The sequence below is a fragment of the Secundilactobacillus folii genome (assembly GCF_009720675.1).
Classification (GTDB): Bacteria; Bacillota; Bacilli; order Lactobacillales; family Lactobacillaceae; genus Secundilactobacillus; species Secundilactobacillus folii.
The window spans coordinates 36,370-51,222 of the sequence record NZ_WNJO01000012.1; the positions used below are offsets into that span (position 1 = coordinate 36,370).

Below are 14,853 nucleotides of genomic sequence, written 5' to 3' on the forward strand. Positions count from 1 at the left end.
AGTCTCACTCCTTATTTAAGCTTTTCACCCAGACTAGCTGAGAGGTCACCAGTAATTTCAAAGTTCTTTGGCGTGCAAAGAAAAATGGCATCACCGATTCGTTCGATATCACCATCAATGGCAAAAACTGTTCCGGTCAAGAAGTCAACGATCCGCCGGGCAGTTGCATCATCGATCCGAGCAAAGTTAACGATCACCGCTTGCTGGTTCAACAACTGGCTGGCAACGTCTTGGACATCCGCATAGATTCGCGGTTCAAACAGCGCAATTTTATTGACGGTTGCTCGCGGAGCGTTTAGTGACACAACTTTATTGTCATCGTGTTGCGACCGCCGGTTAAGAGCCGTCGATTGGTTTGTTGCCGGCTGCGTCTCATCAGGAGTCTGAGCATCATTTTCATAATCATCGTCTACACCAAAGAAATGACTCATACTGAATTTTGCCATCATTAACGCTCCTTTCAATCACTTTCAGGTCGCACAGAGTGTTTAGTTATTTTTACGACGGTGTTTGAAGAACGGCGGCGTATCAAGCCCACTATCATCATCGGCCTGACTATCATCGTCATCGTTGTTGAAGACGCTGAAATCAGGTTTGGAAACACCATCAAATTCACTGGACGCTGGCCGACGAGAGGCGGTTGAATCAGGTTGACCGCTTTGAGCAGCGTTGAAGCTGTCCAATCGGTTGGCATCATTTTGCCGTCGTGAATCATTGACCGGTGTCGAATCGCCAGCTAAATGACGGTGGGAACGGGAATTTTCCCGCTTCTTCTGGTCAATTCCAGTCGCAATAACCGTAACTCGAACTTCGTCACCAAGATTTTCATCAATTGAAGTCCCAAAAATAATGTTAACGTCACTGGTTGCTGCTTCGGACACGATCTCAGAAGCCGCTTGAGCTTCAAAGAGTGACAAGTCTGGGCCACCGGTAATGTTCAAGAGAACTTGTTCGGCGCCATCAATCGAAACTTCCAATAGTGGCGATGAAATCGCCTTTTTAGTGGCATCTTCAGTCCGGTTCTCGCCGTTAGCGGACCCCACACCCATCAAAGCAGAACCTTGATCTTGCATCACCGTCTTCACATCAGCAAAGTCCAAGTTAACGTAACCGGGACTAGTGATCAGGTCGGAGATTCCTTGAACCCCTTGACGAAGGACGTTATCAGCCTCTTGAAAGGCCTCCATCATTGGCGTCTTCTTATCCACGATCTCTAACAGACGGTTATTAGCAATGACGATCAACGTATCAACGTTCTCCTTCATTGCAGCCACACCTTCAGCGGCAAAACGAGCACGTTTGGGACCTTCAAAAGTGAAGGGCCGGGTAACAACACCAACCGTCAAAGCCCCCTGCTCTTTAGCAAGTTTAGCGACGATAGGTGCAGCACCGTTCCCAGTACCACCGCCCATGCCGGCAGTGACGAAAACCATGTCAGCACCCGACAAAGCCTCGCTAATCTGATCTTCACTTTCCTGAGCGGCTTTTGAACCAATCTCCGGATTAGATCCAGCACCCAATCCACGGGTGAGCTTAGGTCCTAACTGAATCTTAGTTTCAGCCTTTGACGATTCAAGCGCTTGAACGTCAGTGTTTGCAACAATAAATTCAACGCCCTTAACGTCTTCTGTGATCATTCGGTTAACGGCATTGCCACCGCCACCACCAACACCAATTACCTTAATGTTAGCGCCTCGGTTTTGTGTTGAATCCAACGAAAATTCCATTTTATATTCCCTCCACTAATCAGGTCAATCAAAGAAATCGCTAAAGAATTTCCTGATGCCCTGTCCACGTTTCTTCGGTTGTTTAGTTCTAGTTTGAGTTGACTTAGTTCTTGACGTATCATCAACGGCAACGTTTGGCTCTTGCTCTTGCGGGCGTTGTTGAACCTGTGAGGCCAACTGACTACTGCCGGCTAAAGCGGATTGGACTAACAGATCAACTTCGCTCATTTTGCCCCGGTAGCTAACCAGTGACAGCGCCTGGGTAAACGATGGATGCCGTAATCCCATCTGGTCAGGAATCGAGACCCGCACTGGTACATCAAATGAATCTTGAACCAGATCGGTGATTCCTGGTAGGGCCGCCACACCACCCGTCAAAACGATACCTCCCGGAAGTGACAACGCACCGGTTGCAGACAACTGAGTCTTTAGTTTATCAAAAATCTGCTGTAACCGGGCTTCAATAATCTCTGCTAGGTACTTTTCTGAAATGTCGGTTGGTCGACTCTGCCCAACCACGTCAACTGGGAACTGATTATCCTCTGAAGCGCGGGAAGAATCCGCAAAACCGTAGTTCCGTTTCAATTTTTCAGCATTTTCAAATGAAGTATTTAACACTACCGAAATATCTTTGGTGATGTAATCACCGCCCTCAGGATCTACTTCAGCGTATTTCAGTCGGTGGTCATGAATGACAGCTGCAGTCGTCTGACCACCACCAAGATCGAGTAATACCGTACCAAAATCTTGCTCCCCATCACTTAAAATGCTTAATCCTTGGGCGATTGGACTCACAACTGCTAGCTGTGCGTTCAAACCTGCCTGCTCAACCGCTTTTTTGGTATTATGTACGATTGTCTTTGGCCCGGTAAAAAGCATACCATTCATTTCTAATCGAACCCCAACCATTGACCGGGGATCTTTGATGCCATCAAAGCCATCAACGATAAACTCATCGGGGATCAGGTTAATGATCTCCCGTTCCGGCGGCAAGTTTTGAATAATGGCAGCTGAAGCCACATCCTGCACGTCTTGATCAGTAATTTCTCGGGCCTGATCACCAATGGCAATCATCCCAGTTACCGGTTCGATTTTTAACATATTCGCCGAGATGCCGACAATCACATCGTGGATCTGAATGCTGGCCTTTTCTTCGGCCGTCTTAACCGCGCGCTTGATTGCTTCACTGGCTTTGTCAATATCGACAATCACACCACGGCTCAAACCAGCTGAACGTTCGTTACCGACGCCCAGCACATTCAGCTGGCCTTCCAAATATTCTGCCACAATGACTTTAATTGAGGTAGTCCCGATATCAAGTCCTACATACATGCCTGAAGTATCCATAATTGTAGGAGCCTCCTCTGAATTCGATTTAATGCGTTCCCGTGAAAATAAAGTCTTGATTTACTTTCCAGTTTACCACAACTACGCCCCTTTAAAAAAGGCAATATTACCCCGAGAGTACGCAATTGAAAGCATTTTACTTAATTTTTAGAAACCAACTCTGGATTTACATGGTCGCTACTTACCGCCAAACGAATATGAGTAGGCACCGACCTCTAAATTGACGATTCCTTTGTGCGACATTTTGGCGGCAATACTTGGGTAATAGGCCATTTTACTAGCAAAGGTCAAGCTGGAGGCGTACACCTCATTGCCATCATTCATATATAAATGAACGCGGTTCGGATCAGCTTGGGTTGGTGAAAATTGAATCTCAGAGATCCCCGACTGAATCTTTTGGGGTAGCTTAGCATACTGCTTGATCATTTGCGAAAGCACGTCGGGTTTCTTAAACCGATCGTAAACTGGATAGCTGCCAGAAGGTTGCTTTTGGCGTTCCTTCGAGATGACACCACTAGTCAATGCGACCCGATAATAGCCGTTAGCGGGGACGAAGCCAGCTGTTTGATATTCTTTGAGCCGAACGGTCAAACGATTGAAGTGCGAGACCGAAAAGCTGATTTGCTTGACCCGTGGATTATTCTGCTTAGCCACTTTAGCCAGTTTCTGCTCTTTTCCAATTACCGAATATACCGAATCACCAGTCCGAATACCACTGATAGCAAGGACTTTAGATTTCGATAATTCATGATTACCAAGTACCTGCACCCGCCCAATATGACTCAAGGGTGAAATAAAATAACCTGAAATAATCAGTAACACCAAAAAGATGCTGATCAACAGACCCATGCGCTGTGCAAGACGCCGGTGTTTTTGCTGTTTCAGCCTTGGGAGCTTTGCACCGATTCGATGAACCCGGCCGGTCTTTTTGGAAGCGCGTTCCTGTTCTTCTTTTTGATACTTTTCCCAAGGTGTGATGGCAACGTGACGATTGGATTTGTCACGATTGATTTTAAAGCTCATCTTGCACACTCCTAATTACTTACGACTAACCCCTTGTAAAACGCTCAGCATTTCCGTAGCAGCATGCGGTTTACCCAACTTTTTAGCAGCCGCCGCCATGGCAGCTCGCCGATGATCATCAGTCATCAATTCATCCATTTTAGCGACCAGGGATTCGCTTGTTAAATCAGCTTCCTTGATCATCAAAGCAGCGTTAGCATTGACCAAACTCATCGCGTTTTTGGTCTGGTGATCCGCAGTGACGTACGGACTAGGAATCAAGATTGACGGAACGCCTAAAGCCGTTAGCTCTGCGAGTGTTGTGGCTCCCGAACGGCCAACGACGCCCGCAATTTTTGGTAACACTTCTGGCATATTATTGATGTAGGCCTGAATCGAGATATTATCTGCCTCTTTCACAGCAGCAACTTTAGCCATCACATCATCGTAGCGCTTCGGGCCAGTAACAAAAATAACCTGATATGGTTTTGTCGCTAACGTCGGCAGTGCTTCAACCATCACCTGATTTAGCTTTAGTGCTCCTTGACTGCCACCAACAACCATGATCGTTGGGACATCGTCTTTGAGTTTTAACGAAGTCAAACTAAAATGGCTCGTGATATTGGCCACTTCCTGGGCTCGGGGATTACCTGTCATCACGACTTTTGACGCTGGAAATTGCGATCTAGCAGCTTCAAAATTAATGGCAATTTTATCTACGTAACGGCTGAGAAATTTATTGGTCATTCCAACCACGCTGTTTTGTTCGTGAATAACTGTTGGTACGTGTAACCTGGCAGCTGCGTAAAGAACCGCTCCTGACACGTAACCGCCAGTTCCCAGGACCACGTCTGGTTTAAACGACCGAACCAGTTGTTTAGACTGATGCACACTCTTTAAAAACAGGTAGATCGTCTTAAAGTTTTCCAACGAAAGTGAACGCTTGAACCCCTGAATCGTCATTGCTTTAAAGGGAATTCCTAACTTTGGCACGATGGAACTTTCAATGCCACGGTGAGAACCGACGTAGAGCACTTCCGCATTTGGATCCTGTCGTTTTAATTCGTTGATGACCGCAAGGGCGGGATAAATATGGCCACCCGTACCGCCGCCGGAAACCATTAATCGCATTAGAGCTCCTCCTTTTTACCGGTCAACTTTTCAACTGCTTTGATATAACGGTCGCCACGAACTTCAAAGTTGGGGTACTGATCCCAACTGGCATTGGCAGGTGATAACAAAATCACATCACCTGGATCACTTAAGGCGTAAGCCGTTGGCACCCCGGTCTCAGCATTTTCGGTAAATTCAATGTGCTTGACCCCCGCTTTTTTAGCTGCGTCGGCCAATAACTGTTTCGTTTCACCAAAAAGGACGATTGCTTTTACGTGATCTTTGAAAAAGGGTGTTAACCTTTCAAACGTATAGCCACGATCGAGGCCTCCCGCTAAAAGGACAACCGGTTGTTTAAAACCCTTCAATGCCATTTCTGTAGCTTCAATATCAGTGGCTTTGGAATCGTTATAGAATTGCCGCCCTTCACTGGTGAGCACGTACTGAGTTCGGTGGCGAACACCGCTAAAAGTGGTCAAAACATGCTTGATTGCGGCGTTAGATCGACCCTCAATTTTAGCCACCGCAATCGCTGCTAAGGCGTTTTCAACGTTATGGTCGCCAGGCACTTTGACTTCGTCAGCCTGCATAATCGCATCATCTTGATAGTAAAGTGTACCATCTAACTCGTAGGCACCGGCGTGTGATTTGCCAAGACGCGAAAATGGCACAACTTGCGCACTGCTTTGCTTACTCAAGCCTACCAGTTCATCCGAATCAAAGTTGACAACAAAATAGTCTTCAGCCGTTTGATTCTGGGTGATCCGCATCTTCGCGCGAACGTAGTTTTCCCGCGTTTTATGATAGTCCAAGTGATTGGCGAAAATGTTTGTTAGCACCGCAATATGGGGGTGAAAAGAGGTGGTGCCAAGTAACATGAAACTGGAAACTTCCATCACCATTGTGTCGTCAGCGGTCAGTTCCTGGGCGACTTTTGAAGCCGGTACACCAATGTTGCCGGCGTAAGCACTTTTTCCGGCCTGACGTTCCTGATTCAACATCTTAGTAATCATGGTCGTTGTGGTGGTCTTGCCGTTTGAGCCAGTCACGGCAATCAACTCCGCTTCAGCAATTTCACTGGCTAATTCAATTTCTGAAAGAATCGGCATGTGAGCATCAACAGCCGCCTTGATCAACGGCACATCGTAGGGGATTCCCGGATTTTTGACCATCAGATCAAAGCCCGCTTCCAACTGTTCCGGTTTTTGTTCACCAGTCAAGATCGTGTAACCGCCCTCAGCCTGCAATTCTTGCGCTTCGCTATTTTTTTCGAGTGGTTGTTGGTCACTCACCGTAACTTTTGCACCCAATTGTTTTAATAACCGTGCCGCATTTAGCCCGCTTTTAGCCAAACCAACCACAATCACGCGCTTACCTTCATACGTCCTGATATTTTTCATATCTTGTCCGCCACCTATTAATTTTAATTTTAATTACCACATGACCCAAAGGCCGGTAATTGCCGTAATAGCACTGATGCCCCAGAATGTGAGATCAATTCGCCACTCGCTCCAACCCTTCATTTCAAAATGGTGATGGATCGGTGACATCAAAAAGATTCGTTTACCTGTCAATTTAAAAGAAAGCACCTGTAAAATGACGCTGGCTGTTTCCACCACGTAAATCAGGCCGATCCATAAAAGTGACACTTCGTGGTGAACCAAAATGGAAACGGCGGCTAGCGCACCGCCCAAAGCCAGTGAGCCCATATCGCCCATAAAAATTTTAGCCGGTTTATGGTTATATATCAAGAACGCCAGTAGTCCGCCAACTACGGCAAAGCAAAAGAGTGCCACATCATTTTGATGCTGATGCAGCGCAATCACGCCGTAAGTGATGAACGAAATTGAACCGACCCCCGCAACTAAACCATCTAGACCGTCAGTAAGATTAACCGCATTGGAAAAACCAACCAGCCAAAACATAATGAAAATCAAATATCCAAAGCCCAGATTCAGTGGTGGCAGTCCAGGAATCTTCAAGAGTAAAGGTAGCCCTTCATGCAAATACACCGCAAAGAAAACCACAGCGCCGACAATCTGGCCAAGTAGCTTTTGCCAGGCCTTTAAGCCTTCATTTTGACGACGAAACAGCTTAATTGAATCGTCCCACATCCCTAATAATCCGTATAAGATCAAGATAAATAGCAGGATCCAGGTAACTGGTTTCATGACTTTAAAGGCTAACCCAGAAATGATCGTTGCAATGATGATGGCAATAATGAACATTAAGCCACCCATTGTTGGGGTACCAGATTTCTTTTCGTGCCACGAAGGCCCTTCTTCACGAATCATTTGGCCCTCGTGTTTAGCCCGGAAATAGCGGATCAACGCTGGCATAAACGCCGCTGTGATCAAAAAACTAACGATGAATGATACAACTGAACTCATGACTTTCTCCTCTATACCTCGTTTTTATACTTGAAACGGCAGTGCTATTTTAAAGTAACCGTTAGCTGATCAGAATCACTGAATTGTTTGCCAGCCGCGATACTTTGCTTAGTCACATAACCGTTACCCTTAGTATCAACCGTCAAGCCTAACATCTTACCCAGTCTGAGCACGTCACTTGATGACCAGCCTGTTAAATCTGGCATCTTTTGAGCTCCACTAGTAATCAAGATGACCCGTTGCTTGCTCATGACGACCTGACCTGATAGGGGTGACTGCTTAAGAACCCGATTGCCAACACCAATTGTGGTGACCTGATAGCCCTTCGCTTTAAGGTCACTTTTAGCGCCAGAAACTGACCGATTCACATAGGATAACATTTTGTCAGAATTCGTGCCAGACCCACTAGCTGTATCTTCTTGAAGCGCTCGGCGCATAACGGGCTTAAAGACATCAGCCATTAATTGTGTCGCTGTTTCAGTTCCCGGAAGCGTGGGCTGTTTCATCGTAATGTACATAATGTATTTAGGATTACTTGCTGGCGCCATTCCAGCCACCGAGTAAAGATAACTATCATCACCTGATAGATAGCCTGCTTTACCATCAGCGACTTGTGCTGTCCCGGTCTTAGCAGCAATTCGAATCCCCTTCATTTTGTAGTCGCCACCGATACCGTACTTTTTATAAACGACATCTTCCATATGGCGTCGAACCGCTTTTGCCGTGGAGGCAGAAACCGGCTGACCGATGACTTTTTTACCGTTTGATTTAATGACCTTTCCAGTTTGCGGATCAACCACTTTTCGAATCAAATACGGCTTTAACATTTTACCATTATTTCCAATGGCAGATAAAGCCTGCATCATCTGCATAGCGGTAACCTGAATCCCTTGACCAAAAGCGGTATTAGCCTGCTCAATTGTTTGATTGAAGGCGATACTGCCCGTCTGTTCACCTGGTAGACCGAAGTGTGTCGACGACAAAAATTTAAATCTCTTAATATATTTTTCCCAGGTTTTAGCGCCCATTTGCTGTTCCAGATGGGCCATAGCCACGTTACTAGACAGTGCAAAACCCTTGTTGTAAGTAATCGTCCCCCAGCCGCCAGGATTCCAGTCGGGTACCACCCGGCCACCGATTTCATAACGGCCAGATTGATAAGTCGCATTACCATTATAATGACCACTGTTAATTGAAGCAGCCATTGTAAAGACTTTCATGGTCGAACCAGGCTCATAAGCGTCTTGCAGTAACGTATCACGCCAAACCGAATTAATGCCATTGCCAGTCTGGGGATTAAAAGTCGGTCGCTGCGTTGCCGCCACGATGGCACCAGTTTTAGCGTTCATTAACACGGCGTTTAGGGACTTTGAATGGGTCTTACTTTGCAGCGATGACATCTGCGTTTCAAGTAAGGTTTGCAAACGACTATCGAGCGTTGTATAAACGTTGTCACCATTTTTAGCCTTCTTAGCTTTCTGCTGAGTTCCCGGTATCTGATAACCGTTATTGTCCCGACTAACTTTTTTAAAACCGTCAGTGCCCTTCAGCAAATCGTTATAGGCACCCTCGATACCCATGGTACCAACAAGCTGGCCCTTAGAAGTCGAGGTCACGTTACCAATTAAATGGGAGGCAAACACGCCGTTCGGATATAAACGAGCCTGTTGCTGAACAAACGTCAAGCCCGTGACGTGTGAGGCTTCAATTTTTTTCTTAGTTGTTAAGGAAATGTTTTGTCCAGCAGCACCAAATTCAACCTGAAAGGTTTTTTTTGAACTTGGTGTCAAATAAGCCATCGCTTTTTTGAAACTAATTGGCAGGTTTTTAGCGAGGACTTTGGCTGTATTGTATTTATTAGTGACATACAACGGTTTACCTGCAATACTCCGCTGACTTTTATCCAGCACAGCGTAAACCGAATAGGTACTCGTATCTTCGGCAATCGGTTGATTGGAGGCATCATAAATCGTCCCACGTTGTGCTTTTAAGGTCTGATTGGCCGTGTATAGTTTCTTGGCCTGCGCACTCAAATTAACGTGTTGAATATTTTTGCCAATTGCAATATAAGAAAAACGACCAATGAATAGCAAAAGACCGATGGTAAATAACATCAACAGTGATCTTCCGAGGACCCGTTGATTGTGTCGGACTTGTTGGCTAGTCACCGTTCGTTTGGGTGATTGTTTCATTTTATTTATTCACGTTCCTTATTTTACTGTTTGATAGCGTCATACCGTTTTGTTTTGCAATTTTTTCTAAGCGCGAACGATTCAGTAGTTCGTTGATGGTTTGGCGATCATTAGTATTCTTGCTTTGAAAACTAGTGATTTTGTTGCTTACATCTTGAAGCTGCTGCTGAGCCGATGAAACACCGATCTTCATCGACACAACAGAAAGCATCATTACGACAACAATCAAAGTACCGGTAACGAGTAAACATTTCTCAAATTTAGAAAGTGTCAGCTTCTTTGGAACGGTCACGACTTGCGCTGCTTTTCTATGTAATGGAACTGTCGGTTGTTCCGGAAGCGATTGCGGTTGAATTTGAGTTGCTAAATTATTTTGAGCCATACATCATCATCATCCTATCCCTTAGTTTTGAAACATCATTTCTCATTTTCGCTCAATGACTCGTAATTTGGCACTGTGCGCACGGTGATTTTCCTCAAGTTCATCGTCAGCGGGTAAAATCGGTTTCCGCGTTACGAGTTTAAAATCTGGTTGTAAATTGTCTGGAACTACTGGCAAGCCAGGTGGCAGCTCTGGTAGGCTACTGTGTTCTTTAAACATGGTTTTAACCAGTCGATCCTCCAAAGATTGGAAGGTGATCACGCATATCCGACCCCCTGGATTTAACAGCGTGAAGGCTTGTTCCAATGATGATTCAAGAGCTGATAATTCGTCGTTGACCGCGATACGAATGGCCTGAAAAACCTTCTTAGCAGGGTGACCGCCATGTCGCCTTGCCGCAGCCGGAATTGCTTCTTTGATCACGTCTACCAGCTCTCCAGTAGTGTTGATCGGCGTCTTTTCTCGGTGAGTTTCAATTCGCCTTGCAATCGACTTAGCGAACTTCTCCTCTCCGTACCGATAGAAGATGCGAACTAATTCCTGATAAGGCCATTCATTAACGACCGTTTTCGCTGTCAGTGGTGCGCTTTGATCCATCCGCATGTCAAGCGGCGCATCATAGCGATAACTAAAACCTCTTTCAGCATCGTCAAATTGCGGTGAAGAAACACCCAAATCATAAAGAATCCCATCAACGTGTTTGACTTGCTGATCTGCTAATGCACTTTTTAACTGACGAAAGTTTTCATGAATGAGCGTCAACCGACCAGCAGCGATATCAGTGCCTAACTGTTCCTGATTGTACTCGATGGCCGTTTCATCCTGGTCAAACGAATATAAATGACCCGTCGTTAACTCGGTTAAGATCCTATGGGTATGACCGCCGCCACCAAGCGTACAGTCTACATAGGCGCCACTTTGATGTACATTGAGTGCATGAACGGCTTCGTTTAGTAATACTGTTCGGTGATGGAACTCTGCCATATTATCCTCCTTTACCGGTTATAGGTCAAAATCAATCAAATTCTCGGCAATGTCGTCAAAGTTTTCTTCGGCCTTCGTTGCGAACGCCTCCCAGCGATCCTGACTCCAAATTTCAAAACGGTCAGAAACTCCCACGATGACGCATTGTTTTTCCAGTTCAGCATGCTTGATCAATGACTGGGGCAGATTTACCCGCCCCTGTTTATCAAGTGAACACGTGGTCGCAGCTGAGTAGAAGAAACGCACAAAGGCTCGGGCGTCCCGCTTATTTAGTGGTAGTGCACTAAGCCGTTTTTGCATGACCTCCCATTGGTCCATTGGATAGCCAAACAGGCAGCCGTCCATACCTCTGGTAATCACAAATTCCTCACCCAACTGATCACGAAACTTGGCTGGAATAATTAGCCGCCCCTTAGTATCGATCGAATGCTCAAACTCTCCCATGAACATTCGTATCGCCTCCTAATATCAGCTAATTTAACTAAAGTTTACCACAACCCCCCACCTTCTACCACAACTCCCCAAAAATTTCTTCAAAATCTTAAAAAAACCCGTCCAAACAGTGTTTGAACGGGGAAAGATTTGGTTAAATTATGAGTAAAAACAATCGTTAAGCACGTAATAACAAACTAATAATGGTGGCGGCGTAACCCAGATATAAAATAATGATTGACAACCGCCAATAAAAAATCAGAAATTTGTTCCAGAGTAACTCACCCTTGGAAAATCCCCACCATAACGTGATGACAATCGATATCAGCATCCAGATGAAAATAATGGAGGCAAACCAGGGGTCAGGCCAGGTGTGTGATAACTGCCACATAAACCAAAGCAGAAAGAACGGTGAAATATCAACCGGCAGCAATCTGAGCTGACTTACGCCGGCGATCGTGTGACGAAAAATTCGCAAAACAACCATCACTATTATAAGAATTAATATTTGAAAAAGTACCTGAATCAATGGCGTCCGCCCTTTCACTTTTAAATGCAGTTTGATTTTGCTAAACACACAACCGAAATTTTACCCCAAATGGATTGACTAAATCAAGAAAATTCAAAACAAGATTGCAATTCTTTTGAGTCCACGTTAAACTATTCGAAGTAAACATATTGAAAAGTGGTGCGTAAAATGCAAAAAAAGAAGAAGACAACCTTCGAAAAAATCACTATGGTTTTGGTTTGGATCATGATCGTTGCTACCTTGGGATCGCTTGTCGCTGGTGCGCTTTCGTCCCTGGGCATGTTTTAACTAAGCACATTAATATTGGGTTAAACCCCGTAATAATAAAAAGCACTGAGAATTTATAACTCCCAGTGCTTTTTATTGTCTCAAACTAAATCAGGTTTGAAGAATTAAGAATTGCTTTCTTCCGGTTTTTTTTGCTTATAAACTTGTCGCGGCTTACTGCCATCCTGCGGCCCAATAAAGCCACCCTGCTCCAGATCATCAATCAGTCTTGCAGCTCGGTTGTAACCGATCCGGAAATGCCGTTGTAACAAGGAAGTGCTGGCTTTTTGCTGGTCGACTACAAAATTTAACGCGTCATCGAATAATTCGTCATCTGATTGACTAGTATCCTCAGAAACTTCTTCATCGGAAACCATCATTTGTTCATCGTAATCAGCAGTTTGTTGGTTCCGAATAAAGTCCGTGACCCTTTCAACATCCTTGTCTGGAATAAAGGCTCCCTGCACACGGATGGCCGAATTTTGATCAACCGGCATATACAGCATATCACCACGTCCTAGTAATTTTTCCGCACCATTAGTATCCAAAATGGTCCTTGAGTCAACCCCACTTGAAACCGCGAAGGCCATTCGTGATGGCACATTTGCTTTGATCAGTCCGGTAATGACATCAACGGAGGGCCGTTGGGTTGCTAAAATCATATGGATTCCTGCTGCACGACCCATTTGAGCTAACCGAATGATGGCATCTTCGACTTCATTAGAAACCGTCATCATTAAGTCGGCTAACTCGTCGACGATCACAACGATGTACGGTAACGTCGGCAACGGCTTATCCGTTTTCTGATTTTCAGCCTGCACAAATTGGTTATAACCAGAAATTTTACGTTGACCGACTTTAGCAAACAAATCGTAGCGCTGTTCCATTTCATGAACCACTTTATGCAGTGCACGAGCCGCTTTTTTCGGTTCTGAAACCACCGGCGTCAATAAGTGCGGGATGCCGTTGTAAACGCTAAGCTCCACTTTTTTGGGATCAATCAGCATTAATTTGACCTGACTAGGTTTAGCGTTCATCAAAATACTGGTGATGATGCCATTGATAGCCACTGACTTACCACTACCGGTTGATCCAGCAATCAATAAATGGGGCATCTTGGTCAGATCCATCGTGATCACTTTGCCAGTGACGTCTCGTCCAAGCGGCACCTCTAGTAAATGAGCTGGTCCATGAGATACTGCTTCACTCACGTCACGAAAGGCCACCGTAGAAATTTCGCGGTTAGGAACTTCAATCCCAATTAAAGATTTACCTGGAATTGGGGCTTCAATTCGAATGTCCTTGGCAGCCAGCGCTAGCGCCAGATCATCAGCCAAATTCACGATCTTTGAAACCTTCACACCAATCGCTGGGTGCAGTTCATACTCCGTCACTGAAGGCCCCAAATTGACGTGTTTGATCTCTGCATCCACGCCGAAACTGTCCAATGTCCGTTTTAAGATCTTAGTATTTTTTTCAATGGTTTGATAATCTGCCTGCTGATCCTTTTGCGGAATTGGCGTCAATAAATCCGTACCTGGCAACTGATAATTGGGATCATCACTTTCCGTCGCCACCATCATCGGCTCTGAATCCGCATTAGCGGACTCAGAAGAGGCTGGTTTCTCTGCAAGCGAAGAGGCGTTTGATTGTGTTTGGTGGGTTGCCACACTGATTGGGATTTCTTCAGACTGCGGCTTCGAAATTGACTGTGGTTTAAGCTGATCAGCCACTGGCTCAGGCAAATCTTTATTGTCAGTTGGCGTCGGCTTAACCGATTGCGGCTTTTGACTTGGCTTTCGACTCTGGCTTATCATCCGTTTCATTCGGGTTGCAACCATTGCCAATAAATTAGCGACCCTTTGTACACCATGCCATAACCCCTGGCCAATAACTTGGCAGCCATGAAATACTTGGGCCGGTGACACGTTAAAGGCCACCATGATCCCAGCCAGCACAAACAAGACAGCGACTACTTGAGCCCCAATAAAGCCAACTAAAAAGTGCGTCACGACTAGTAAAAGTGCACCGATAGAGCCACCACCAACTGACGTACTGACCGTATTATTGACTAGGTCTGAACCAATCAGCTGCCACGTGTACGTTAAAAACGCTGTGTGTTGGTTGTCTGATAAAAAGAAATCAACGTGCAGCCACAGCAGTCCTCCAAGGTAGATCAGGACAACACTCCAGATCCATTTAGGGGCAATTTTAGGACTCCGACCAGTTACAAGTAACGCGAACCCGAATGCCATTCCAATCAGACCCAAAACTGGATATGTATCCCCCACCAAAAAGCGCATTACATTAGCCACTAAAATACCAATAAAACCTGTTTTAAAGACCGCTAGCAGACAGAGTGTCAACGTAACAGCGCCAATGACATTACCCGTATAGGCAGTCCGACGTTGACTATTTTTTTGCCGTCGACGCTTTGTTTTTGATGCACGCCGGCGGGTGGTCTTTCGCTTTTGAGCCAAAATGTTCA

General features: G+C 45.5%; 14 protein-coding genes. 1 reads left to right on the plus strand and 13 read right to left on the minus strand.

What is annotated here, in order from left to right; all coding sequences use genetic code 11:
- Positions 1 to 11 precede the first annotated feature (11 nt).
- From GM612_RS09660 to GM612_RS09715, 12 genes are all read right to left on the minus strand, one after another.
- Positions 12 to 449: a cell division protein SepF gene (locus GM612_RS09660; RefSeq protein WP_246147703.1), complete on the minus strand. Its 438-nt coding sequence runs from the start codon at positions 447 to 449 to the stop codon at positions 12 to 14.
- A 39-nt stretch (positions 450 to 488) separates the two neighbouring features.
- Entirely contained in the window at positions 489 to 1,727 is a 1,239-nt protein-coding gene (gene ftsZ / locus GM612_RS09665; protein ID WP_155432175.1) for a cell division protein FtsZ, read from the minus strand.
- Positions 1,728 to 1,751: 24 nt separating this feature from the next.
- Positions 1,752 to 3,074, minus strand: a complete 1,323-nt coding sequence (gene ftsA, locus GM612_RS09670; RefSeq protein WP_155432176.1) for a cell division protein FtsA — start codon at positions 3,072 to 3,074, stop codon at positions 1,752 to 1,754.
- A 177-nt stretch (positions 3,075 to 3,251) separates the two neighbouring features.
- Positions 3,252 to 4,097 (minus strand): cell division protein FtsQ/DivIB, encoded by an 846-nt coding sequence (locus tag GM612_RS09675; protein ID WP_155432177.1) that lies wholly within the window; start codon positions 4,095 to 4,097, stop codon positions 3,252 to 3,254.
- A gap of 15 nt (positions 4,098 to 4,112) precedes the next feature.
- Positions 4,113 to 5,207, minus strand: a complete 1,095-nt coding sequence (gene murG / locus GM612_RS09680) for an undecaprenyldiphospho-muramoylpentapeptide beta-N-acetylglucosaminyltransferase (RefSeq protein ID WP_155432178.1) — start codon at positions 5,205 to 5,207, stop codon at positions 4,113 to 4,115.
- Entirely contained in the window at positions 5,207 to 6,589 is a 1,383-nt protein-coding gene (gene murD / locus GM612_RS09685; protein ID WP_155432179.1) for a UDP-N-acetylmuramoyl-L-alanine--D-glutamate ligase, read from the minus strand. Before murD ends, murG begins: the two co-directional genes overlap by 1 nt.
- A 33-nt stretch (positions 6,590 to 6,622) precedes the next feature.
- Positions 6,623 to 7,579 carry a phospho-N-acetylmuramoyl-pentapeptide-transferase gene (gene mraY / locus GM612_RS09690; protein WP_155432180.1) on the minus strand — a complete coding sequence of 319 codons (957 nt, stop codon included), beginning with the start codon at positions 7,577 to 7,579 and terminating at the stop codon, positions 6,623 to 6,625.
- Positions 7,580 to 7,623: 44 nt separating this feature from the next.
- Positions 7,624 to 9,771 carry a penicillin-binding transpeptidase domain-containing protein gene (locus GM612_RS09695; protein WP_155432181.1) on the minus strand — a complete coding sequence of 716 codons (2,148 nt, stop codon included), beginning with the start codon at positions 9,769 to 9,771 and terminating at the stop codon, positions 7,624 to 7,626.
- Position 9,772: 1 nt separating this feature from the next.
- Complete coding sequence (ftsL, locus tag GM612_RS09700) at positions 9,773 to 10,153, minus strand: cell division protein FtsL (protein ID WP_155432182.1); 381 nt, start codon at positions 10,151 to 10,153, stop codon at positions 9,773 to 9,775.
- A 42-nt stretch (positions 10,154 to 10,195) separates the two neighbouring features.
- Positions 10,196 to 11,137, minus strand: coding sequence for a 16S rRNA (cytosine(1402)-N(4))-methyltransferase RsmH (gene rsmH / locus GM612_RS09705; protein ID WP_155432183.1), 942 nt, complete (start codon positions 11,135 to 11,137; stop codon positions 10,196 to 10,198).
- Between the two features lie 18 nt (positions 11,138 to 11,155).
- Entirely contained in the window at positions 11,156 to 11,587 is a 432-nt protein-coding gene (gene mraZ, locus GM612_RS09710; RefSeq protein WP_155432184.1) for a division/cell wall cluster transcriptional repressor MraZ, read from the minus strand.
- A gap of 160 nt (positions 11,588 to 11,747) precedes the next feature.
- Positions 11,748 to 12,146: a DUF3397 family protein gene (locus GM612_RS09715; RefSeq protein ID WP_343031879.1), complete on the minus strand. Its 399-nt coding sequence runs from the start codon at positions 12,144 to 12,146 to the stop codon at positions 11,748 to 11,750.
- 120 nt (positions 12,147 to 12,266) lie between these two features.
- Here GM612_RS09715 and GM612_RS09720 point away from each other — a divergent pair, with 120 nt between their 5' ends.
- Positions 12,267 to 12,386 carry a DUF4044 domain-containing protein gene (locus GM612_RS09720; RefSeq protein ID WP_155432186.1) on the plus strand — a complete coding sequence of 40 codons (120 nt, stop codon included), beginning with the start codon at positions 12,267 to 12,269 and terminating at the stop codon, positions 12,384 to 12,386.
- Between the two features lie 104 nt (positions 12,387 to 12,490).
- Here GM612_RS09720 and GM612_RS09725 read toward each other — a convergent pair whose 3' ends face one another.
- A complete protein-coding gene (locus tag GM612_RS09725; RefSeq protein WP_155432187.1) occupies positions 12,491 to 14,845 on the minus strand; it encodes an FtsK/SpoIIIE family DNA translocase in 2,355 nt (784 codons plus the stop codon).
- Positions 14,846 to 14,853 lie beyond the last annotated feature (8 nt).